This is a genomic window from Kitasatospora sp. NE20-6 (assembly GCF_045862635.1).
This window is the reverse complement of record NZ_BPRL01000012.1, coordinates 178,988-200,432: the sequence shown is the minus strand read 5'-3', so window position 1 is coordinate 200,432 and position 21,445 is coordinate 178,988. Positions and strand designations below refer to the sequence as shown.

Here is a 21,445-nt window from a genome sequence, read left to right as displayed (position 1 = left end):
GGTCGGCCGGTACGACGGCGTCGTGGCCGTCGTCGAGAAGCTGAAGGGGCACCCGCTGTTCGCCCACATGACCCTGACCCGGTCCGAGCGGTCGCCGATCGCGGCGCTGGTCACCGAGATGCTGGAGGACGTCCAGCCGTAGCGGTCCGGTCCGCCGCCCGGTCGGCGCCCCGACCCAACGGTGACAAAAGCGGACAAAAGTGCATGAATGACCGTCAAGAGGCCTGCCGCATAGCGGCAGGCCTCTCGTTCTGTCGTCGAATCGGTCGGATCGTCGACGACCTTTCGGACAAACGCCCAGCTCGCGAAGATTGTGAGATCCGCCACGCAACCGGGAATTGCGTAGACACGTCTGCGTGCGGCATGGTGTGGGTTCTGTCAGGCCCCGCGTACGGCAGAATCACGCCCGGCAACTCCGGTCGGCGGGCGGTCAACTGAACACCGATGAGCCGTACGCCGCCCGATCACCACGCAGTTCCGAGCATGCTCGGCGCCGCGGCGGGCCAGTGTCTCCCGTGACCAGGACCGTACGGAGGCGAGCGGCAAGGGGCATGTTGCGCCCGTACGGTCACGCATGGGCGACGCTGGAAGGAAACCATGTGACTCGGATCTCGGTCCGGGGAGTTGCCGTGGCCTCCGCCACCGCCGTCACCGCTGTCGGTGCCGTCGTCGGTGCAGCCTCGGGTAGCGAGGGCTCGGCCGTGCAGACGGTCGACGTCGCCAGCGCGACGCTGCTCGCCGACGTCCCCTCGGGTGCCCAGGCACAGACCATCAGCGACAACCTCGTCCGCCAGGCGACCGCCCAGCAGGTGTCCGCCGACGCCGCGGCCAAGAAGGCCGCGGAGGAAGCCGCGCGCCAGAAGGCCGCCGCCGACGCGCAGGCCAAGGCCGACGCGGAGAAGGCCGCCAAGGCCGCGGAAGAGGCGAAGCGCAAGGCCGACCAGGAGGCCGCCAACCGCGCCGCCGCACGGACCGCGCTCGCCGCGATCCCGGCCGGCTCGGTGCAGGCGCTGGCCGCCCAGATCGTCGGCGACGCCAGCCAGTTCTCCTGCTTCAGCGAGATCGTGAAGCGCGAGAGCGGCTGGAACTACACCGCCACCAACGCGTCCTCCGGCGCGTACGGCCTGGTGCAGGCGCTGCCCGGTTCGAAGATGGCCTCGGCCGGTGCCGACTGGCGCACCAACCCGGCGACCCAGATCAAGTGGGGCCTCAACTACATGAACAGCCGCTACGGCAGCCCCTGCGGCGCCTGGTCGTTCTGGCAGTCCCACCACTGGTACTGATCCTGCCGCGCACCGCGCGGAAACACGAGGGCCCCCGACCGCATCCGGTCGGGGGCCCTCGTGTTTCCGCGCCGCCGCCGCGACGAGCGGGCCGCGCCGCCCGGGCGGCGCTGACCAGGGCGCCACGGGCGGTGCGGCCTGATGCGGACGCGGGGCGCCGGAGCGGGTCCTGGACCTCCGGCACCGGCCGGTCCGCCGGCAGATGGTCCTTGTGCCGGTCTCCTCCCCGTTCGCCGGTGTCCGAAACCGACGTTTTCATGTTGATTCGTCATCCTCTGTCCGGGCAGTGGTCTGCGGGGTCCGGGGACTGCCCGTACCCCGGGCGGGTAGCGTCGCCCTGACGGTCGCACCATCGGCGCGGCGCAGGGACCGACGGGGAGGGCGACGCAACGTGTCGCGGGAGACGAACGTGTCGCGGGAGACGAAGGCTCTCAAGGCGATGGCGAGGACCGGCGCGGTCGCCGCCGGGGTGTGGGCCGGCGTCGAACGCCGCCGCCGGGCCGCCGCCCGGGCCGCCGCCGACCCGGCCCCCGCCGATCAGGGCGCCGCCGCGGCGCAGCCGGCCCTGCCGGTGCCGCCGCCCCGCCAGGCCGAGGCGGACCGCCACCCGTACACGGCCAGGGACGTGCACCACCCCGGCCGGCCGGCCACTCCGGCCGAGGCCGTGCCGTGGGCGCTGCGGGTCGCCGCGGAGTCGACCTGGCGGCTGCTGCTGCTCGGTGTCGCCCTCTACGTGGTCTTCCAGGTCGTCGACATGCTGCGCCTGGTGGCGTTCGCCGTGCTGGCGGCCCTGCTGATCTCCGCCCTGCTGGAGCCCACCGTCTCCTGGCTGCGGCGGCTGGGGGTGCCGCGCTCGCTCGCGGCCGCCGGCACCTTCCTCAGCGGCATCGCCGGCATCGGGCTGGTCGGCTGGTTCGTGGTGTGGCAGGTGACGACCAACCTGGAGTCGGTCACCGGCAAGGTGCAGGCCGGTGTGAACCAGCTGCGCGACTGGCTGGTGACCGGGCCGCTGCACCTGACGCAGCAGCAGATCAACGACTTCGCGAAGCAGATCTCGGCGGCCATCGGCACCAACTCCGAGCAGATCACCTCGGCGGGCTTCACCGGCGTGACGATCGCCGTCGAGGTGCTCACCGGTGTGGTGCTGGCCGCCTTCACGACGTTCTTCCTGCTCTACGACGGCGCCCGGATCTGGTCGTGGGTGCTCCGCGGCCTGCCGCGGCACTCCCGGTACGCGATGGCCGGGGCCGGCCCCAAGGCCTGGGCGACGCTGACCGCGTACGTGCGCGGCACCGTCTTCGTGGCGTTCATCGACGCCCTCTGCATCGGCATCGGCATCCAGCTGCTCGGCGTGCCGCTGGCCCTGCCGCTCGCGGTGATCATCTTCCTGGGGGCGTTCGTGCCGCTGGTCGGAGCCCTGGTGACCGGCACCATCGCGGTGCTGATCGCCCTGGTGACGGTCGGCCCGTTCACGGCGCTCATGGTGCTGGTGGTGCTGGTGGCCGTGCAGCAGCTCGAAGGCCACCTGCTGCAGCCGCTCATCCTCGGCCGGGCGGTCGCGGTGCACCCGCTCGGCGTGGTGTTGGGCGTGGCGGCGGGTTCGATCGTCGGCGGGATCGGCGGTGCGATCGTCGCGGTGCCGCTGATCGCGGTCACCAACACGGTCGTCGGGCACCTGCGCCGCCGCAACGCCGCCGGCATGGAGGTCTTCGAGGCGCTGGAGAACGCCCGCCAGGCGGAGGCCGCCCACGCGGAGGCGGAGGCGGAGGCGGACCTCGACACCGGGACGCCCGTGATCTGACGGCACCGCCCGCGGCCGGTGCGGCGCGGGACATGCGGAAGGGGTGCGGTGACCCGCGCCCCTTCCGTCCGCTCCGGCCCCGTCAGAGGGTGTCGAGCACGGCCTCGGAGTCGAGCGTGGCGGCGACCGCCTGGATCACCGAGGCGATCTTGATGGAGGCCTGCACGGTCTCCCGCTCCACGCCGGCCTTCTTCAGCACGGCCTCGTGCGAGTCGAGGCACTGGCCGCAGCCGTTGATCGCGGAGACCGCGAAGCACCAGAGCTCGAAGTCGGCCTTCTCGACGCCCGGCGTGCCGATGATGTTCATCCGCAGGCCCGCCCGCATGGTGCCGTACTCCTTGTCGGAGAGCAGGTGCAGCGTGCGGTAGTAGACGTTGTTCATGCCCATGATCGCCGCGGCGCCCTTGGCGGCGGTGTACGCCTCCGGCTTCAGGTTCGCCCGGGCCTCGGGCTCCAGTGCGCGCAGCACGGCGGCCGAGCGGGTGGCCATCGCGCAGGCCAGCACGGTGCCCCAGAGCTGCTGCTCGGGGAGGTCCGAGTTGCCGATGACCGCGCTCAGGTTGAGCTTGAGGTCCTTGGCGTAGTCGGGCAGGGCCGCCTTGAGGTCGTCCAGGGACACGGGTCAGCCCGCCAGGAGCGACTGGGCGTCGAGGGTGTCCTCGCCCTTGGTCCAGTTGCAGGGGCACAGCTCGTCGGTCTGCAGGGCGTCCAGCACGCGCAGGACCTCCTTGGGGTTACGGCCGACGGAGCCGGCGGTCACCATGACGAACTGGATCTCGTTGTTCGGGTCGACGACGAACACCGCGCGCTGGGCGGTGCCGTCCGCGGCCTCGACGCCGCACGCCTGCATGAGCTCGTGCTTGACGTCGGCCAGCATCGGGAAGGGCAGGTCGCGCAGGTCCTTGTGGTCCTTGCGCCAGGCGTGGTGCACGAACTCGGAGTCGCCGGAGACGCCGAGGATCTGGGCGTCGCGGTCGGCGAACTCCTCGTTCAGCCGGCCGAAGGCCGCGATCTCGGTCGGGCAGACGAAGGTGAAGTCCATCGGCCAGAAGAAGACGATCTTCCACTTGCCCTCGTAGGACTTGTGGTTGATCTCGGCGAAGGCGTTCGCGGCGTCGAGGTCGACGCAGGCGTTGAGTTCGAACTCGGGGAACTTGTCACCGATCGTGAGCACGTTCGCTACTCCTGGGTTGAGATATGAGGGAATTTTGCCCGGATTGCCTGTGGTTCGACGGATTCGAGCAGGTTCAACCTTCCCACATGCTGGACTGATCGGGGAAATAGCTAGACTCGATGCATCTGATCGGAGAGAGCTATCAGTACCGCCCCGCACCACCCGAAGACCCGTACCCCCAGCGTCGCCCAGCTCCGCGCCTTCCTCGCCGTCGCCGAGCACCGGCACTTCCGCGAGGCCGCCGCGGCCACCGGCACCAGCCAGCCCGCCCTCTCGGGCGCGGTCGCCGCCCTGGAGGACACCCTCGGCGCCCAACTGCTCGAACGCACCACCCGCCGCGTGATCATCACCCCGCTGGGCGAGCGCGTCGCCGAGCACGCGCGCCGCGTCCTCGGCTCCCTGCACTCCCTCACGGAGGCCGTCGAGGCCGCCCGCCGCCCCTTCACCGGCCCGCTGCACCTCGGCGTCATCCCCACCGTCGCCCCCTACCTGCTGCCCGCCGTGCTCCGGCTCGTCCGCGACCGCTTCCCCGCACTCGAACTCCACGTCCACGAGGAGCGCACCCCGGCCCTCACCGAGGGCCTCGCCACGGGACGGCTCGACGTGCTCCTGCTCGCCCTCCCCGCCGGCGGCACCACCGCCACCCGCGACATCCCGCTCTTCGACGAGGACTTCGTCCTCCTCACCCCGCCCGGCCACCCGCTCGCCGGCCGCACCGACCTCCCGCGCGACGCCCTCCTCGACCTCGACGTCCTGCTCCTGGAGGAAGGCCACTGCCTCCGCGACCGGACCATGGACATCTGCCGCGAGGCCGGCGCCGACCCCACCGCCGGCACCACCCGCATCGCCGGGCTCTCCACCCTCGTCCAGCTCGTCGCCGGCGGCCTCGGCGTCACCCTGCTGCCCGCCACCGCGCTCGACGTCGAGGCCGGACGCTCCGACCGGCTCGCCGCCGCCCGCTTCGCCGCCCCCGCGCCCGGCCGGCGGATCGGCCTCGCCACCCGGCCCGGCTCCGCCCGCGGCGAGGAGTACGACCACTTCGCCGCCGCGCTGAAGGACGTGCTCCGGGACCTCCCCGTCCGCATCGCCGACTAGTCCACGGGGCATACCTCCTGCGGGGCACCGTTCGGACGGGGGGTGGGCGCGTGTACGTGTCGCGGATCAAGGTGACAGGGCTCGGCTGCTTCGACGGCCCGCGCGCCGTCGACCTCACCCTCGGGGCCGAACCCGGCTGGACCGTCCTCGCCGGGCCCAACGGCTCCGGCAAGACCACCCTGCTGCGGGCCCTCGCCGACGCCCTCGGCGCCCGGCCCGGCACCACCCCGCCGGACCCCGTAGGCCCGCCCGGCGAGGTGCACCTGCCCGGCCTCGGCCGGTGGAGCACCGGCCAGGCCGTCCGGCCGCGCCGCACCCGCACCCACCACCTCGACGGCAGCCGCCCGGCCCCCGCCGCCCTCACCCGCGCCGCCGCCCTGCTCCTCGACGACGGCCTGCTGCCCGACGGCTGGTGCGTCGCCGACCCGGCCCGCGCCCTCGTCGCGCCCCCCGACGGGCCGCCGCGGCCCCTCGCCGCCCTCGGCAGCGGCCACACCGCCCTCGCCGCGCTCGTCGCCGCCCTCACCGGGGACGGCGCCCGCACCGGCACCACCGACGGCACCCCCACCGTGACCCGCCGCGCCATCGCCCTCATCGACGACGTCGACCTCCACCTGCACCCCGTCTGGCAGCAGCGCATCGGCGGCTGGCTCACCGCGCACTTCCCCCACGTGCAGTTCCTCGTCGCCACCCACAGCCCGTACGTCGGACAGGCCGCCGACCCCGGCACCCTCGTCCGCCTCGCCGGGCCCGGCGAGGCCGCACCGCCCCGCATCCTCGACGAGGACGTGCACCAGCGCGTCCTCTACGGCAGCGGCGACGACACCGCCCTCTCCGAGCTCTTCGGCCTGCCCAGCGCCTACTCCGCGACCGCCGAGGCCGAACGCCGCCTCCTCGTCCGCCTGGAGCGCAAGCTCTACACCGGACGCGCCACCAGCGCCGAACTCGACGCCTACCGCCGCCTCGGCGCCAAACTCAACAGCTCCCTCGGCGCCCGCGCCGACGAGCTCGCCGCCCGCCTCCTCGGCGACCGGCCGTGATCCCGCTCCAGCGGCCACCCCTCCAGCAGGCGCTGGCCGCCGACCTCGCCCGCCGCACCGACGCCATCCGCGCCGCCGGCCCCTCCACCGCCGCGGGCCGCGCCGCCTGGCGCACCGCCCGCCAGCCCAAGGCCCAACTGCGCCTCATGCTCCGCCGGATGGCCCCCGGCCTGGAACGCTGCATGTACTGCGGGGACAACCTCGGCACCGACATCGACCACTTCGAGCCGATCGCCCGCGACCCGCTGCGCACCTTCGACTGGCAGAACCACCTGCTCGCCTGCGCCCACTGCAACAGCAACCAGAAGCGCGACCGCTTCCCCTGCGACCCGCTCACCGGCGACCACCTGCTCGTCGACCCCGCCCGCGAGGACCCGGCCGACCACCTCGTCCTCTACCTGGAGTCCGGCGCCTACGACCCGCTCACCGCCAAGGGCGAGGCCACCATCGACGTCTTCGGCCTCAACGCCCGCGCCGAACTCGTCCGCGGCCGCCGGATGATGTTCACCGTCACCAAGTCGCTCCTGGCCGCCTGGAGCGCCGCCGGCGCCGCAGGCCGCACCGCCGAACAGCGCGAGTACCTCGCCGCCCTGCGCCTGCTCCAGCACGCCGACGTGCTGCGCGGCGTCGTCGCCCTGCGCCGCACCCCCGCCCTCGCCGACGCCGTGCTCGGGCCCGACCTCGCCGCCGTGCTCCCGCGGCTCGTCGCCGCCGAGCCCGGCTTCGGGTGAGCGCCTAGCCGGCGCCGCCCGCCGGCAGCCGCTGCTCGAACCAGACCACCTTGCCCGCACCCAGCCGGGTCGCGCCCCAGTCGTCCGCGCACCGGGCCACTATCTGCAGGCCCCGGCCGTGCTCGTCCTCCGGCCCGGCCCGGCGCGCCCGCGGCAGCGCCGGACTGTCGTCACCGACCTCGCAGCGGAGCCGCGAGGTGCGCACCAGCCGCAGCGTCACCGGCCGGGTCGCGTGCCGGATCGCGTTCGTCACCAGCTCGCTCACCATCAGCTCCGTCGACTCGGACAGCTCCTCCAGCCCCCACCGCCGCAGCGCGTGCGCAGCCAGCCGCCGCGCCCGGCCCGGCGTCTCGTGCCGCGGCTGCAGGTACCAGTACGACACGTCCTCCGCCGGGATGCCGTCGAACGCCGCCGCCAGCAGCGCGATGTCGTCCGCCCGTTCGCCCGGCGGCAGCACCCGCAGCGCCTCCTGGCAGACGTGCTCCGGCGAGTGCCGGTGCACCGACGCCAGTCGGCCCCGCAACTGCTCCAGACCCGTCGACAGCGAGCGCCGCCGGCTCTCCACCAGGCCGTCCGTGAACAGCAGCAGCGCCGAACCCGGCGGCGCCGGCAGCTCCACCGACTCGAAGTCCACCCCGCCCACCCCGATCGGCGCACCCGCCGGCAGCTCCAGCAGCTCCGCCCGCCCGTCCGGGCCGATCAGCACCGGCGGCACATGGCCCGCGTTCGCCAGCACCACCCGGTTCGCGATCGGGTCGTACACCGCGTACACGCACGTCGCCAGATGCTGCTCCGCACCGAGGTGCTGCGCCTGCTCGTCGAGGTGGTACAGCACCTCGTGCGGCGGCAGGTCGAGCCCGGCCAGGGTCTGCGCGCTCGTCCGCAGCTGGCCCATCACCGCCGCCGAGGTCAGCGAGTGGCCCATCACGTCGCCGACGATCAGCGCCACCCGGTTGCCCGGCAGCTCCACCGAGTCGTACCAGTCGCCGCCGACCTGCGCCCCGCGCTCACCCGGCAGGTAACGGTGCGCCAGGCGCACCCCGTGCGGCTGCGGCAGGTGGGCCGGCAGCATCCGCCGCTGCAGCTCCCGCGCGGTCGCGAACTCCCGCGCGTACCGCAGCGCCGTGTCGACCGCCAGCCCCGCCTGCGTGGCCAGGTGCCGGGCCATCGCGGTGTCCGCCGGATCGAACCGCGCCGCACCCGCCTTGCCCGGCCGCCGGATCAGCAGCAGCAGCCCCAGCGCCGCCTTCCGCCCGCGCAGCGGCAGCCCCAGCACCGCCGTGCCCGCGGCGAGCCGCCCCAGCGTCCGCGCCCCGTACAGCTCGGTGAGCAGCGGCCGCAGCCGCTCCTCCGACGGCATGCCCAGCACCGCCGGGCCGTACGGCGCGGCGCCCGCCAACAGCGCCGCCACCGCACCGTCCGGCACCGGCCGGCACAGCCGGGCCCGACGGCCCAGCCGGGTGCCCTGCCCGTGGTGCAGCTTCAGGGCCGACGGCAGGCCCGGGTCGCGCTCCATCGACGGCAGCGGGTCGCGCAGGTGCACCACGGCGGCGTCCGCCAGCGCGGGCACCAGCGCCCGCCCGAGGTCGCGCAGCGTCGTCCGCAGGTCCAGCGAACCGTTGATCCGCCGGGTCGCCGCCTCCAGGTAGCCCAGCCGCTCGGTGATCCCCGGCCGGTCGTCCGTCCCCGCGGCGCCGCGCTGGGCACCGACGAGCGGCACACCGGCGAGCGGCACACCGGCGAGCGGCACGCCGAGGAGCGGCGCGGCGGCGGCCGGCCGCCCGGTGGTGGGCGCGGTCTGGTCGTGCACGGGTTGCCCGTTCGTCGGTGGCGGGAGGACAGGGGTCGGGCGGGTCGGGCGGGTGCGGTCGGGCGGGTGCGGTCGCGTGCTGCGCCCGTCAGGTGGTGCGCCGGCAGCGCAGGAACAGCTGCTCCTCCGGCGGCAGGGCGGTCGACGCCGGTGCGTACGGGTGGCCGGTACACGACTCCACCGTGAACCCCGCCCCCACCAGCGTGCGGACCAGCTCCTCCCGCAGGTAGCCGCTGACGCGCAGCTCCCGGCCCAGGAACGGCAGCGGCGCCGCGTCCAGGTCGGCCTCGGCCAGGCCCAGCGCCAGCAGACCGCCCGGCTGCAGCAGCGCGCGCATCCGGTGCAGCACCACGCCGATCTCGGCCCGCGGCAGCAGGGCGAGCGAGAAGAACGCGGTCGCCGCGGCGAACGACCCCGCGCCGTCGGGGCCGAGCGACGGCGCGTCCCACACGGTCGCGGCCCGCCCGGTCGCCAGGTCGTACATGTCCAGCCGGTGGAGCTCCGCGCCCGGCACCACCCGCCGGGCCTCCGTCAGCATGCCGTCCGAGAGGTCCACCCCGGTCACGCGGAGTCCGCCCGCCACGAGTTGGCGGGCCGTCGGGTCACCGGTGCCGCAGCCCACGTCCAGCACCCTTGCGCCGGGCGGGAGTTCGGCGAGCAGCCAGTCGCCACAGGCCAGTTGGCCGGCGCGGTCGGGGAAGACCTCGGCGTAGCGGTGCCCGATCGCGTCGAACGCGACGGCCTGCAGGGCCCGTTCGGAGCGTCGCCGGTGACGGGCGCGGGCCTGGTCGGAGATCTGTCCTGTTGTCACGCGTGAGGCACCTCTCCACCTGGCTCCCGGCGGGCACTGCCCGCCCGGCGTACCGCCCCCGCGTCGGCCGATCGAAGTGTGGCTGGCCTTCGAGAATATGCGTGATCACTGCACCGTGGGGCCGCTTTCCGGCCAACTCGCGTCACCGGGGCATCAGGTGGCCGACTTTCGGGGACAGTGGGGGGTCAGCCCGGGGGCGGACCGGGGGCAGACCGGAGCAGGCCGGGGTCGCGCGGCCGCCACCGTGCGCCGGTGCACCGCTCCCACCTGCGGAAACGCCCCGAACGTGCGCGTTTATCGAACGTCAATCGGCGGCTGCCAGAGTCTTCCTCAGCGCCGGGGAAGCGTCGAAGCGTTCCCGCAGCCGGGGGGCTGCGGGAGCGCCGACGCACCAGGGGGAGCCCGACCGCCCGGGGGGACGGGACGGGCCTACGGCGCCGGGGGGAGAGAGGGCTCGGTGTGCTGCCGGTCGATGAGGGCCTGCACGGGGGAGGCCTCGGGCACACCGAGCCGGACGAAGACCGCGTGCGCCTCCTGGAGGCACGCCAGCCCGCGCGCGGGCTGGCCCAGCTCCAGGAGCGCCTCGCCGAGCGAGGCGTTCGCCAGGCCCTGGCAGTACGCGGCGTCCAGCTCCTGCGCGATCACGAGCGACTCGTCCGCCGCCTCCGCCGCCTCCGCCGGACGCCCGTCCGCCAGCAGGCACGCGGCCAGCCGGGCGAGCGCGTAACCCTCCCAGATCCGGTGCTGCTGCGCCTGGTAGAGCCGGTGCGCCTCCCGGAGGTGCTCGGCGGCGTCCCCGGGGGATCCGGTCGAGCGGAGCACGACGCCCAACTGGTACAGCGTGTCGGCGAGGCAGGGCGCGTTGCCCGACGCCCGGGCCGCGGACACGGCGGAGGCGGCCGACGCGACGGCCTCCTCGTGCTGTCCGAGGTGGAGCTGCGCCCGTGCCATGTTGCCCAGGAGCCTGGCCTCCCCGATCGCCGCGCCGAGGCTGCGGCTGATGGCGTGGGCCTGCTGGTAGAACGGCAGCGCCTCGGCGGGGCGTCCGGCGAGGATCAGCACGATGGCGAGCTCGTTGGCCACCGAGATGTGCAGCTGGGTGCCGTCGTCCTCGGACTGCAGGGCCAGGCTCTGCCGGAGGGACACCTCGGCCTCCTGGAGCTCGCCGGCCATCTGGTGGATGTGCCCGACGGCGTACCGGACCCGCGCCAGCGCCGCGGTGTCCCGGTGCAGGCGCGCGTTGTCCGCGGCGGCGTTGAGGGCGGCCCGGATCCGCGGGCCGAGCGTCGGGTCCTCGACCAGGGCCCGGAGGACGAGGACGAGGTCGACCGCGGGCCGCAGCAGTTCCATCGGCTCGCCGACGACGGCCTCGATGCTGCTGAGGAGCAGCGCCACCTCGGATCTGATCCACGCGCGCGCGGTCCCGCTGTCGTCCATCGGCAGCCCGGGGGAGCCGGGGTGGTGCAGCAGCTCCGCCTGCAGGTCGTCGGGTTCGATGACGCGGGCGGCGTTCTGCATCGTCGCCAGCAGCAGGTCGAGGAGCCGGAGCAGCGCGGCGCGCTGCTCGCCGGTGTCGCCCAGCTTCTCGTTCTGCCGCTGGGCGAACAGCCGCAGGAGGTCGTGGTAGCGGTAGCGGCCCGGCGTGAAGCATTCGAGCATGTTGGCCTCGACGAGTGCCTCGGCGAGGTCCTCGGCCCGGCGTTCGTCGGTGCCGAGCAGCGCGGCGACGGCTGCGAGCGGCAGGTCGGGCGCGTCGACCGTCGAGAGCAGCCGGAAGGCCCGGGCCTCGTCCGGTCGCAGCTGGGCGTAGCCGAGGCCGATGGTGGTCTCGACGGCGAGGTTGCCGAGCTGGAGCTCCTGGAGGCGGTTGCGCTGGTCGGCTAACCTCCGGGCGAGGTCCGAGACGCTCCACCGCGGGCGGCTGGCGAGCCGGGCGGCGGCGATGCGCACGGCGAGCGGCAGGAAGCCGCAGGCGGTCACCACGGCCAGGGCGGACTCCGGTTCGGCGGCCACCCGCTCGATCCCGACGATGGCCGAGAAGAGGGCGAGGGCCTCGTCGGGTGTCAGCTCCTCGATGTCGACGAGGTGCGCGCCGGGGATCTCGGCCAGCCGCGAACGGCTGGTGACCATCACGGCGTTGCCGGAGACGCCGGGGATGAGCGGCAGCAGCTGCCGGGCGTCCTTGGCGTTGTCGAGCAGGATGAGCATGCGGCGGTCCGCGAGCAGCGAGCGGTACAGGGCCGACCGCTGGTCGAGCGTCTCCGGGACGTCGGGCGTGCCGAGCGTGTGCAGGAAGTCGCCGAGCACGACGGCGGGGTCGGCCGGGGAGGCTCCGGCGCCCCGCAGGTCGACGTACAGCTGCCCGTCGGGGAAGTCCGGCCGCAGGCCGTGGGCGACGTGGACGGCCAGCGTCGTCTTGCCGACGCCGCCGATGCCGGCGAGCGAGGTCACCACCACGGCCTGGCCCGAGCCGCCGCGCAGGACGTCGCGGAGCTCGTTGACGATCTTGCTTCGGCCGCTGAAGTCGGAGACGTCCGCGGGGAGCTGGGCGGGCGGGACGAAGACCGGGGCGTCCTCCGTGCTCACCCGGGCGCTCGCGGCGGCCGCGGGCATCAGCGCCGGATCCCCGGCCAGGATGCGGGCGTGCATGGCGGCCAGGCCGGTGCCCGGCTCGACACCGAGCTCCTCGATCAGCAGCTTGCGGGTGTCCGCGTACACGCCGAGCGACTCCGCCTGCCGGCCGCACCGGTAGAGCGCCAGCATGAGGAGTTCGCGCAGGCGTTCCCGGAGCGGGTGCGCGGCGCAGAGGGCGCTGAGGTCCGACACCACCTCGGCGTGCAGGCCGATCTCCAGGGCGACGGCGCAGCGCTCCTCCGAGACGGCGGCCTGGCGCTCCGACAGCCTGGTGCGCTGCGTCTCGGCGTAGGGGCCGGGCACGCCGGGCAGGGGACGGCCCCGCCAGAGGGCCAGGGCCCCGAGCAGGGTGTCGTGGGAGGCCCTGAAGTCGCCCTCGGCGCGCGCCTCGGAGGCTTCGGCGACCTGCCGTTCGAAGGCGGCGAGATCGAGCGACTCGGGCGGGATCCGCAGCGCGTACCCGTCGCTGACCGACACCAGGATCTCGGCCGGTTTGCGCAGTGCGCGGGTGGGTTCGATCACCGAGCGGAGCCGTGAGATGTAGGTGCGCAGCGCCGCGACCGCCTGCGGGGGCGTACGGTCGCCCCAGACGCCGTCGACGAGGTCGTCGGTGGTGACCGGCCGGCCCTGGCCGAGCAGGAGCGCGGCGAGCACGGCCTGCTGCTGCGGTGATCCCAGCGCCAACTGCTCGGTGCCGCGCCAGGCCTGGACGGGGCCGAGCACCTGGAAGCGCAGTGTTGCGGCCGGCGGCGTCCCGTCGAGCTCCATGTCCTCCCCCGAATGCCTCTGTTGGTGGTGCATGAAGGTGGTGCGGTCCGCGGATGCGGGGGCGTCAGCTTACGAGAGTGCTCGCAAACGGCGGCGAAGCGCCTGGACGGCCGAGCGTTTATAAGACATTTAACGGTCTCTACGATACTGTCCGGGCGCCCTGAGCGATCCGGCTGGGCGGCTGAGATCTGATGACCCGAAAGGCGGCCCATCCCATGGCCGACGAGACCACCACCGCGACCGAGCCCGTGGCCGAATCCGCTCCCGCCGAGCACACCATCGCTCCGGTGGACCCCGACGCGTTCGAGCAGGCCCTTGAGGTCCTCGCCGAGCCGCAGGCCGACGAGCCGCCGGCGACCGACAAGCCCAAGGGCGACGAGGTCTTCGAGCCGATGGGCTCGGTCGGCAACTGCCCCTGACGCTCCCCGTACGACGTGCACGCCCCGGTCCTCGCGGACCGGGGCGTTTCCGTGTCCGCGCCCCGGGCGGCGGGGCCGGCCGGGGCGCGGGTGCTGCCGCTACTCCGCCGAGCGGACCCGGAGGCTGGTGATCAGCGGGCCGTCGGTGACCTCGGCGAAGAAGTCGTTGCCCTTGTCGTCGACGACGATGAACGCCGGGAAGTCCTCGACCTCGATGCGCCAGACGGCCTCCATGCCGAGCTCGGGGTACTCCAGCACCTCGACCTTCCGGATGCAGTCCTGGGCGAGGCGGGCGGCGGGGCCGCCGATGGAGCCGAGGTAGAAGCCGCCGTGCTCGTTGCAGGCCTTGGTGACCTGCTTGGAGCGGTTGCCCTTGGCGAGCATGACCATGGAGCCGCCGGCGGCCTGGAACTGGTCGACGTAGGAGTCCATGCGGCCGGCGGTGGTGGGGCCGAAGGAACCGGAGGCGTAGCCCTCGGGGGTCTTGGCGGGGCCGGCGTAGTAGACCGGGTGGTCCTTCATGTACTGCGGCATGCCCTCGCCGGCGTCGAGGCGCTCCTTGATCTTGGCGTGGGCGATGTCGCGGGCGACGACGAGGGTGCCGCTGAGCGAGAGCCGGGTCTTGACCGGGTACTTGGCCAGCTGGGCGCGGATGTCGGCCATCGGCTGGTTCAGGTCGATGCGCACGACGTCGTCGTCGAGGTGCTCGTCGGTGGTGTCCGGGAGGTACTTCGCCGGGTCGGTCTCCAACTGCTCCAGGAAGACGCCCTCGGCGGTGATCTTGCCGAGCGCCTGGCGGTCGGCCGAGCAGGAGACGGCCATCGCGACGGGCAGCGAGGCGCCGTGCCGCGGCAGGCGGATGACGCGGACGTCGTGGCAGAAGTACTTGCCGCCGAACTGCGCGCCGATGCCGATCTTCTGGGTGAGCTCGTGGACCTTCTGCTCCAGCTCCAGGTCGCGGAAGCCGTGGCCGGTCTTCGCGTCGCCGGAGGTCGGCAGGTGGTCGAGGTAGTGCGCGGACGCGTACTTGGCGGTCTTGAGCGCGAACTCGGCGCTGGTGCCGCCGACGACGATCGCCAGGTGGTACGGCGGGCAGGCGGCGGTGCCGAGCGAGCGGATCTTCTGCTCCAGGAAGGAGAGCATCGACGACTCGTTGAGGATCGCCTTCGTCTCCTGGTACAGGTACGACTTGTTGGCGCTGCCGCCGCCCTTGGCCATGAAGAGGAACTTGTACGCGTCGCCGTCGGTGGCGTACAGCTCGATCTGGGCCGGCAGGTTGTTGCCGGTGTTCTTCTCGTCCCACATGGTGACCGGCGCCATCTGCGAGTAGCGCAGGTTGAGCTTGGTGTACGCGTCGAAGACGCCGCGGGCGATGGCCGTCTCGTCGCCGCCGGAGGTGAGGACGTTCTGGCCGCGCTTGCCCATGACGATGGCGGTGCCGGTGTCCTGGCACATCGGGAGGATGCCGCCGGCCGAGATGTTGACGTTCTTCAGCAGGTCGAGCGCCACGAAGCGGTCGTTGGGGCTGGCCTCCGGGTCGTCCAGGATGCGGCGCAGCTGGGCGAGGTGGTCGGGGCGCAGGTAGTGCGAGATGTCGTGCATCGCCTCGGCGGTGAGCAGCCGCAGCGCCTCGGGCTCGACCTTGAGGAAGGTCCGGCCGTCGGCCTCGAACGTGGAGACGCCCTCGGAGGTCAGCTTGCGGTACGGGGTGGGGTCGGCACCGAGCGGGAGGAGGTCGCGGTACTCGAAGTCCGGCGTGGGAGCCATGGGGGGTGATCCTTAGCGAGGTCGGCTGCGTCTGCGAAGCACCCTCCAGGGTAGGCGCAGGAGGAGGGCCGCAGGTGGTCAGGTGAGCCTGCGTGACAGGGCTCACGCCTTTCTCGGGCGAACCCTCGTTCGGACGGGGCCCGGTGGCTAGGCTCGTGCCGTGGAGAATTCGCCGTCGCAGGACGAGCCGTCGCAGGACGGCCAGGGGCAGCAGCCCGTACCCATGACCAAGGCCGAGCCCGCCCCCGTCCCGGCGCGGGCCGCAACCCCCGTGGAGGCGGCCGAGCCCGTCGCGGAGGCCGAGCTGAGGGTCTCGGACGCGGACCGCGAGCAGGTCGCGGACCTGCTCCGCGACGCGTACGCGGAGGGCCGGCTCACGGTCGACGAGCACGCGGAGCGGATCGAGGCCGCGTACACCGCGAAGACGTTCGGCGATCTCGCCCCGCTGACCCGTGACCTGCCGGCGGCGGGCCGGCCGTTCCCGGCGGAGAAGCCGGCCGTGCGCCACGAGCGTCCGCCGCTGCCCCCGGCGCGCCAGGAGGCGCCGACGATGGTGGCGGTGTTCGGCGGCGCCGAGCGCAAGGGCCGCTGGCGGGTGGGCTCGCACCTGCGGGCGGTGGCGGTGTTCGGCGGGGTCGACATCGATCTGACCGATGCGGTGTTCGAGTCGCCCGAGGTGGTGATCGAGGTGGTCGCGGTCTTCGGCGGCGTCGACATCAAGGTGCCGGAGAACGTCAGCCTGCACGGCACCGGGGTGGGCATCTTCGGCGGCTTCTCGGTGCGCGAGCAGACCTCCGCCGACCCGTACGCGCCGGTGGTGCGGGTGAAGGGCGCGGCCGTCTTCGGCGGCTGCGACGCCCGCCCGCGGCGGGGCAAGAAGCTGAGGGAGTGGGCGCGCAAGCAGCTCGACCTCTGACCGCGGCGCGGCCGCGCGCCCGGCGTCCTCCCAACTGGGCTGAGGGCACTCGACGTTGCGGCGAGTGCAGGGAGTAGTCGGTTGCGTGCGGTGTGCATGAATCGGGGGGCGAGGGGGTAGTTCCCCACGCACATCGGTTCTTGTTACGGCTGTGATCCCGAAGGGCGGCGGTGCCGCGACGGGTGGGCACGGGGCGGCCGGGCAGGGATGCGAGCTTCCCCGAGTCACGAACCGCGTAGGAGTTGCCGTGCTGCATCCGATCGAGTCCAGCGCCACCGGCACCGCCGCCGCCCGCCGCAGCCCCGTGGCGGTGCCGGCCCCGGCGGACCCGCTGGAGGACAACCCGTGGCACACCGGGGCGGCGTGCCGCCGCGACGAGGCGGGCCTGTTCTTCGCGCCGTCCAAGGAGCCGACGGCGGCCCGGCTGGCGCGTGAGGAGCAGGCCAAGCAGGTCTGCGCCCGCTGCCCGGTGCTGCTGGAGTGCCGGGAGCACGCGCTGGTGCAGCCCGAGCCGTACGGGGTGTGGGGCGGTCTGACGGCGGCGGAGCGCCGTGTGGTGCTGGCCCGGCGGCGGCGCCGCGACTCCGAGCTGCGCGAGGCGCGCCGGTCGACGGCCCGCCGGATAGCGGGCTGACCGGTCGTCGCGGACGGCGGACGGGCCGCGGCCCCGGGCGGTGTGCCCGGGGCCGCGGCCCGTCCGGTGGCGCGTCGCGGGGCTGCGCGCCGGCGGCGTGGCTCAGTTGGCGCGGTCGAAGTCGATCGCGCTGTAGGCCCGCAGCTTCGACAGCTTGTGCGTCGAGTCGATCCGGCGGATCGTGCCGCTCTTGGAACGCATCACCAGCGAGCTGGTGGTGGCGGTCTCCTGGCGGTAGTGGACGCCGCGCAGCAGCTCGCCGTCGGTGATGCCGGTGGCGACGAAGAAGACGTTGTCGCCGCTGACGAGGTCGTCGGTGCTGAGCACCCGGTCCAGGTCGTGGCCGGCGTCCAGGGCCTTCCGCCGCTCGGCGTCGTCCTTGGGCCACAGCCGGCCCTGGATGACGCCGCCCATGCACTTCATGGCACAGGCCGCGATGATGCCCTCGGGGGTGCCGCCGATGCCCATGAGCAGGTCGACGCCGGTGCCCTCGCGGGCGGCCATGATCGCGCCGGCGACGTCGCCGTCGGAGATGAACTTGATGCGGGCGCCGGCCTCGCGGATCTCCTTGACGAGCCCGTCGTGGCGGGGGCGGTCCAGCACGACGACGGTGACGTCCTCGACGGCGCTGCCCTTCGCCTTGGCGACCCGGCGGATGTTGACGGCGGCCGGGGCGCTGATGTCGACGAAGTCGGCGGCCTCGGGGCCGCAGACCAGCTTGTCCATGTAGAAGACGGCGCTGGGGTCGAACATCGTGCCGCGGTCGGCGACCGCGAGGACGGCGACCGCGTTGTGCATGCCCTTCGCGGTGAGGGTGGTGCCGTCGACCGGGTCCACGGCGACGTCGCACTCGGCGCCGGTGCCGTCGCCGACCCGTTCGCCGTTGTAGAGCATGGGTGCCTCGTCCTTCTCGCCCTCGCCGATGACGACGACGCCGTTCATCGAGACGGTGGAGACGAGAGTGCGCATGGCCTTCACGGCCGCGCCGTCGGCGCCGTTCTTGTCGCCGCGTCCGACCCAGCGGCCGGCCGCCATGGCGGCGGCCTCCGTGACGCGGACGAGTTCGAGGGCCAGGTTGCGGTCCGGGGCCTCCGGTGCGACCTCCAGCGAGCTGGGCATGCCGTGCGGCCGGAGTTCATCAAAAGCGTGCGTGGTCATCGTCGTTACCTCTCTGTACGCGACGGCCAGTAGGCGTCCGACTACTGCCTGGTCGGAACGCCGTGGTGAGGGTAGTTGCGATCGTATCCGGCGCCCGGAGAGGTGTCTGTGGCGCACCCGTCAGGACCAGCGGGTATGCCGGGGTTCGTCCCGCTTCACCCGGCTGCGGGGTACCCGGTGGTCGGGGCGGCGGGGGCGATGGTCCACCATGGTCGGGTGGCAGGCAGCAGCAGTATGAGAGGCCGGCAGACGGTACGGGACATGATCCTGTCGATGCTGGCGGTCGGTGTCGTGGTCTACATCGGGTACCTCTTCCTCCCGCACGAGGCCGGCGACGGCGTGCGCGTGGTGGACTACCGGGTGGCGCTCTCCTCGGCGAAGCGGGCGGCGCCGTACCCGCTGCTCGGCCCGCAGGGCCTCTCCGACAAGTGGCGGGCGACCTCGGTCGAGTACCGCAAGGACGGCGAGGGCAACGCCGTGTGGCACCTGGGCTTCGTGACGCCGTCCGGGATGTACGCGGCGGTCGAGCAGTCGAACGGCGACCACGACGCGGTCCTCGCGGGCGTGGTGCCCAAGGGCCGGCCGGACGGCAGCGCGGCCGTGGGCGGGCAGGACTGGCAGCGCTACCAGGGCACGCCGTACCGCGGCCTGGCGCAGGAGGCGGCCGGCGCGACCACCGTGGTGACCGGTTCCGCCTCGTACGAGGAACTCGCCGAGCTCGCGGGCGCGCTGAAGTGACCGCGCGCCGCTGAGCACGGCCCGCCCCCGGGCGGGTCGAGGCACGAGGAAGGCCCCCGGCAGCTGCCGGGGGCCTTCCTCGTACGCGGATGTGCGCGCGGGGTGCGTCAGACGGTGGTGACGACCTGGTCGTAGGCCAGGCGCGGCGAGCGGTCGAACCAGGCGTCGTCGCCCGGCTTGCCGATGTTCACCACGGCCAGCACGGAGTGCTCGCCGTCGGCGAAGAACTCCTTGTTGAGGCCGGCCGGGTCGTAGCCGGTCATCGGGCCGGCGGCGAGGCCGGCGGCGCGCACGCCGATGATGAAGTAGGCGGCCTGCAGGGCGCCGTTGAGGGTCGCGGACGACTCGCGGACGCTGCGCTCCGAGAAGAACATGTCCTTGGCCTGCGGGAAGTGCGGGAGCTGCGACGGCAGCTCCTCGTGGAACTCGTTGTCCTGCGCGAGGATCGCCACGAGCGGGGCGGCGGCGGTCTTGGCGCGGTTGCCCTCGGCCAGGTGCTGCAGCAGGCGCTCGCGGCCTTCCTCCGAGCGGACGAGCACGATGCGGAGCGGCTGCTGGTTGAACGCGGTCGGGCCGTACTTGACCAGGTCGTAGATGGCCTGGACCTGCTCGTCGCTGACCGGCTCGTCGGTGAAGGTGTTGGCGGTACGGGCCTCACGGAAGAGCAGGTCCTGTGCGGCGGCGTCGAGTGCCAGAGTCATGCGGAATCCACCTCATACGGGAAACGGGGAAGCATTGAGCGGACGGGCCGAACGGCCGTTCCATCCTGCTCCAACGTTGGGTGAATCTTAAACTATTCCGCAAGGGCATGTGGCACGTCTCACATTTTCCCGCCCGGGTGTCTCCCGCACGGCGGCCCGCACCCCCTCCGGGTGCTACTCCCGCCCGTCCGACTCCTCCGCGGCGAGCGCCGCGTCCAGCCGGGCCCGTGCGCCGTCGAGCCACCGCTGGCAGACCTTGGCCAGCTGCTCGCCGCGCTCCCACAGGGCCAGCGACTCCTCCAGCGAGGTGCCGCCGGTCTCCAGCTGCCGGACGACCTCCAGCAGGGCGTCCCTGGCCTGCTCGTAACCGAGGCCGTCGTCGTCGCCCGCGCCGGGGCGCCCGTCGGTCGGCGCCTCGCCGGCCGGTGTCCGGCCCGTCTGCTGCTGATCTGCCATGGCGCCAGCGTAGGTGCTGCGGCCGACAAACCGCGGGTGGGCGGTCCGCCGGCATGCCCGTCGCGGCGGACACCCCGCCGTGGTCGGGCCCGGTCGGCCCCCGTGTCCGCCCGGTCATGCTCCCGGCCGTGTCGGCCGGTGGTCCGCTCAGGGGGCGGCGGGGGGCTGACGGTGCGTCGGGCCGCCCCCGTGCAGGCGTACGGGCCTCCGGGGCGGCGCCTCCGCGCGGGCGCACGGGTCGCCGGGCTGCGGTGCGAGCGTGCGGCGCAGGCTGCTGCGGGCCCGGTAGGTGAGCGTCTTGACCGCGCCGACCCGGATGCCGATGGCGGCGGCGACCTCGCGCGAACTGAAGTCGTTCCAGTAGCGCAGGGTCAGGGCGGTGCGCTGGTGGTCGGTGAGTGTGGCGAGCGCGGCGGAAATGCGTTCCGCCTCGACGCCGGCGAGCACGAGATCCTCGATGCAGATTCCGGCATCGGAATCGGCGACGGCCGCCACCGCGGACTCGCTGCGGGTGGAACGCCGTTTGTCGTGGTCGAACATGATGTTCCGGGCGATGGTGAAAATCCACGCGCCCATGTCCTTGCCGGTCCAGCGATAGCCGCCGATGCACGCCATTGCGCGGACGAATGTGTCCTGCGTGAGATCCTCCGCCAATGCGCGATTCCCGGTGCGGCGGGTCAGGAACGCGAGGACGGGAAGGCGGTACCGCCGGTACAGCTCCGCCCAGGCGTCGTGGTCGCCGGCCTTGGCGGCCTCGATCAGCTGCGGTGTTCCGTGGCGCGTCCCGTGCCGTGTGGCGGGCCGTGCCGCGAGCGATGTCCTATCCATGCCGGACCTCCCGGTGAGCAGGTGCGGCAACCCTACGAGTGGGCATGCATGCGTGCAAGCGATTCCGGAATTCCGACGCCCGATCAGTCCAGCGCCCTTTAATTCCGGGCTTGATGCTCCGCAGCTTGGCTTGCACTCATGCAAGCCAAGCTGCGTGGACATGAACAAGCGATAGCCTGCCCGCCATGCAGTCGACTGAGGGCGCCGCCGAGGCCACCACTCCGAGCACCCCCGCCCGCCGCTTCGGAGCCGTCGTGCACGAGGCCGCGCAGCGGGCCGGCTACGACCTCACCCCCGGCTCCGGAGGGCGCCTCGCGCTGGCCCGCGACACCGGCATGAGCGCCTCCGCCGTCGGGCGCATGCTCCGGGGCGAAACGCTCCCGCGGCCTTCGCAATTCGAGCGGATCGCGCAGGTCGTCCACCTCGACCTGCATGAACTTCTGGTGCGCGGCGGAGTTATTTCCGAGGATTCCGCAAACGATCTCTCGCAAGGGGTACGCTCACCCATCACCCCCGAAGGAGCGCTGGACGCATGGGGTGTCACCCACCCGATGATCCGGAGAATCCTCCTCGCCTCGATTGACCAGGCGATCAGCCTGCAACGGGAAAGCGAGCGCGGCCCCATTCCGTCGGACGAGGGCCGCGGGGGAGGCGCAGTGCACATGCAGAGGTGAGGCCAGA

General features: G+C 73.3%; 20 protein-coding genes and 1 pseudogene. 11 read left to right on the top strand and 10 right to left on the bottom strand.

The annotated features are described in order from the left end of the window. The 3 genes and pseudogenes from SNE206_RS13820 to SNE206_RS13810 all read left to right on the top strand — a co-directional run. A pseudogene (locus SNE206_RS13820) lies at positions 1-142 on the top strand (PhoH family protein); the annotation flags it as partial. 457 nt (positions 143-599) lie between these two features. Then, positions 600-1,283, top strand: a complete 684-nt coding sequence (locus SNE206_RS13815; RefSeq protein ID WP_407913607.1) for a transglycosylase SLT domain-containing protein — start codon at positions 600-602, stop codon at positions 1,281-1,283. 409 nt (positions 1,284-1,692) lie between these two features. Continuing rightward, positions 1,693-3,084 carry an AI-2E family transporter gene (locus tag SNE206_RS13810; RefSeq protein WP_407913606.1) on the top strand — a complete coding sequence of 464 codons (1,392 nt, stop codon included), beginning with the start codon at positions 1,693-1,695 and terminating at the stop codon, positions 3,082-3,084. Between the two features lie 82 nt (positions 3,085-3,166). Here the strand turns inward: SNE206_RS13810 and SNE206_RS13805 are convergent, their stop codons facing one another. Both SNE206_RS13805 and SNE206_RS13800 read right to left on the bottom strand, forming a co-directional pair. After that, the gene (locus SNE206_RS13805) at positions 3,167-3,703 is read right to left on the bottom strand and encodes an alkyl hydroperoxide reductase (protein ID WP_407913605.1); all 537 of its coding nucleotides are present in this window, start codon (positions 3,701-3,703) and stop codon (positions 3,167-3,169) included. A gap of 3 nt (positions 3,704-3,706) precedes the next feature. Continuing rightward, complete coding sequence (locus SNE206_RS13800) at positions 3,707-4,258, bottom strand: peroxiredoxin (protein ID WP_407913604.1); 552 nt, start codon at positions 4,256-4,258, stop codon at positions 3,707-3,709. Positions 4,259-4,399: 141 nt separating this feature from the next. Between SNE206_RS13800 and SNE206_RS13795 the strand changes: the two genes are divergently transcribed. From SNE206_RS13795 to SNE206_RS13785, 3 genes are read left to right on the top strand one after another with little or no spacing between them, the layout of a single operon-like run. After that, a complete protein-coding gene (locus SNE206_RS13795; protein WP_407913619.1) occupies positions 4,400-5,353 on the top strand; it encodes a LysR substrate-binding domain-containing protein in 954 nt (317 codons plus the stop codon). A gap of 50 nt (positions 5,354-5,403) precedes the next feature. Further along, the gene (locus SNE206_RS13790) at positions 5,404-6,393 is read left to right on the top strand and encodes an AAA family ATPase (RefSeq protein ID WP_407913603.1); all 990 of its coding nucleotides are present in this window, start codon (positions 5,404-5,406) and stop codon (positions 6,391-6,393) included. Next, positions 6,390-7,124 (top strand): HNH endonuclease, encoded by a 735-nt coding sequence (locus tag SNE206_RS13785; protein WP_407913602.1) that lies wholly within the window; start codon positions 6,390-6,392, stop codon positions 7,122-7,124. The genes SNE206_RS13790 and SNE206_RS13785 overlap by 4 nt, the downstream gene beginning before the upstream one ends. Positions 7,125-7,128: 4 nt before the next feature. Here SNE206_RS13785 and SNE206_RS13780 read toward each other — a convergent pair whose 3' ends face one another. The 3 genes from SNE206_RS13780 to SNE206_RS13770 all read right to left on the bottom strand — a co-directional run bounded on the left by SNE206_RS13780 (position 7,129) and on the right by SNE206_RS13770 (position 13,147). Then, positions 7,129-8,934 carry a SpoIIE family protein phosphatase gene (locus tag SNE206_RS13780; protein ID WP_407913601.1) on the bottom strand — a complete coding sequence of 602 codons (1,806 nt, stop codon included), beginning with the start codon at positions 8,932-8,934 and terminating at the stop codon, positions 7,129-7,131. Between the two features lie 88 nt (positions 8,935-9,022). After that, on the bottom strand, positions 9,023-9,745 hold the full coding sequence (locus SNE206_RS13775) for a methyltransferase domain-containing protein (protein ID WP_407913600.1): 723 nt from the start codon (positions 9,743-9,745) through the stop codon (positions 9,023-9,025). Positions 9,746-10,174: 429 nt separating this feature from the next. Further along, positions 10,175-13,147, bottom strand: a complete 2,973-nt coding sequence (locus SNE206_RS13770; RefSeq protein WP_407913599.1) for a BTAD domain-containing putative transcriptional regulator — start codon at positions 13,145-13,147, stop codon at positions 10,175-10,177. Positions 13,148-13,362: 215 nt separating this feature from the next. Here SNE206_RS13770 and SNE206_RS13765 point away from each other — a divergent pair, with 215 nt between their 5' ends. Next, positions 13,363-13,566 (top strand): hypothetical protein, encoded by a 204-nt coding sequence (locus SNE206_RS13765; RefSeq protein ID WP_407913598.1) that lies wholly within the window; start codon positions 13,363-13,365, stop codon positions 13,564-13,566. Between the two features lie 99 nt (positions 13,567-13,665). Here SNE206_RS13765 and SNE206_RS13760 read toward each other — a convergent pair whose 3' ends face one another. Continuing rightward, complete coding sequence (locus SNE206_RS13760) at positions 13,666-15,333, bottom strand: fumarate hydratase (RefSeq protein ID WP_407913597.1); 1,668 nt, start codon at positions 15,331-15,333, stop codon at positions 13,666-13,668. Between the two features lie 223 nt (positions 15,334-15,556). On the opposite strand from SNE206_RS13760, the gene SNE206_RS13755 reads away from it, so the two are divergent. After that, the gene (locus tag SNE206_RS13755) at positions 15,557-16,249 is read left to right on the top strand and encodes a DUF1707 domain-containing protein (protein ID WP_407913618.1); all 693 of its coding nucleotides are present in this window, start codon (positions 15,557-15,559) and stop codon (positions 16,247-16,249) included. Between the two features lie 304 nt (positions 16,250-16,553). Next, positions 16,554-16,883 (top strand): WhiB family transcriptional regulator, encoded by a 330-nt coding sequence (locus SNE206_RS13750; protein ID WP_407913617.1) that lies wholly within the window; start codon positions 16,554-16,556, stop codon positions 16,881-16,883. 102 nt (positions 16,884-16,985) lie between these two features. Here SNE206_RS13750 and glpX read toward each other — a convergent pair whose 3' ends face one another. Then, complete coding sequence (glpX, locus tag SNE206_RS13745) at positions 16,986-18,041, bottom strand: class II fructose-bisphosphatase (RefSeq protein ID WP_407913596.1); 1,056 nt, start codon at positions 18,039-18,041, stop codon at positions 16,986-16,988. A 198-nt stretch (positions 18,042-18,239) separates the two neighbouring features. Between glpX and SNE206_RS13740 the strand changes: the two genes are divergently transcribed. Further along, complete coding sequence (locus SNE206_RS13740) at positions 18,240-18,779, top strand: DUF4245 domain-containing protein (RefSeq protein WP_407913616.1); 540 nt, start codon at positions 18,240-18,242, stop codon at positions 18,777-18,779. Between the two features lie 107 nt (positions 18,780-18,886). Here the strand turns inward: SNE206_RS13740 and SNE206_RS13735 are convergent, their stop codons facing one another. From SNE206_RS13735 to SNE206_RS13725, 3 genes are all read right to left on the bottom strand, one after another. Continuing rightward, on the bottom strand, positions 18,887-19,480 hold the full coding sequence (locus tag SNE206_RS13735) for a malonic semialdehyde reductase (RefSeq protein WP_407913595.1): 594 nt from the start codon (positions 19,478-19,480) through the stop codon (positions 18,887-18,889). Between the two features lie 174 nt (positions 19,481-19,654). After that, positions 19,655-19,936, bottom strand: a complete 282-nt coding sequence (locus SNE206_RS13730; RefSeq protein WP_407913594.1) for an exodeoxyribonuclease VII small subunit — start codon at positions 19,934-19,936, stop codon at positions 19,655-19,657. 147 nt (positions 19,937-20,083) lie between these two features. Further along, positions 20,084-20,794 (bottom strand): RNA polymerase sigma factor, encoded by a 711-nt coding sequence (locus tag SNE206_RS13725; RefSeq protein WP_407913593.1) that lies wholly within the window; start codon positions 20,792-20,794, stop codon positions 20,084-20,086. Between the two features lie 155 nt (positions 20,795-20,949). On the opposite strand from SNE206_RS13725, the gene SNE206_RS13720 reads away from it, so the two are divergent. Beyond that, positions 20,950-21,438 (top strand): helix-turn-helix domain-containing protein, encoded by a 489-nt coding sequence (locus SNE206_RS13720; protein WP_407913592.1) that lies wholly within the window; start codon positions 20,950-20,952, stop codon positions 21,436-21,438. Positions 21,439-21,445 lie beyond the last annotated feature (7 nt).

What these genes read in the sequence shown, in the direction of transcription:
- SNE206_RS13755 (WP_407913618.1), top strand. Translation starts at nt 15,557, where the DNA reads ATGACCAAGGCCGAGCCCGCCCCCGTCCCGGCGCGGGCCGCAACCCCC.
- SNE206_RS13720 (WP_407913592.1), top strand. Translation starts at nt 20,950, where the DNA reads ATGCAGTCGACTGAGGGCGCCGCCGAGGCCACCACTCCGAGCACCCCC.
- SNE206_RS13760 (WP_407913597.1), bottom strand. Translation starts at nt 15,333, where the DNA reads ATGGCTCCCACGCCGGACTTCGAGTACCGCGACCTCCTCCCGCTCGGT.
- SNE206_RS13765 (WP_407913598.1), top strand. Translation starts at nt 13,363, where the DNA reads ATGGCCGACGAGACCACCACCGCGACCGAGCCCGTGGCCGAATCCGCT.
- glpX (WP_407913596.1), bottom strand. Translation starts at nt 18,041, where the DNA reads ATGACCACGCACGCTTTTGATGAACTCCGGCCGCACGGCATGCCCAGC.
- SNE206_RS13730 (WP_407913594.1), bottom strand. Translation starts at nt 19,936, where the DNA reads ATGGCAGATCAGCAGCAGACGGGCCGGACACCGGCCGGCGAGGCGCCG.
- SNE206_RS13740 (WP_407913616.1), top strand. Translation starts at nt 18,240, where the DNA reads ATGGTCCACCATGGTCGGGTGGCAGGCAGCAGCAGTATGAGAGGCCGG.
- SNE206_RS13770 (WP_407913599.1), bottom strand. Translation starts at nt 13,147, where the DNA reads ATGGAGCTCGACGGGACGCCGCCGGCCGCAACACTGCGCTTCCAGGTG.
- SNE206_RS13735 (WP_407913595.1), bottom strand. Translation starts at nt 19,480, where the DNA reads ATGACTCTGGCACTCGACGCCGCCGCACAGGACCTGCTCTTCCGTGAG.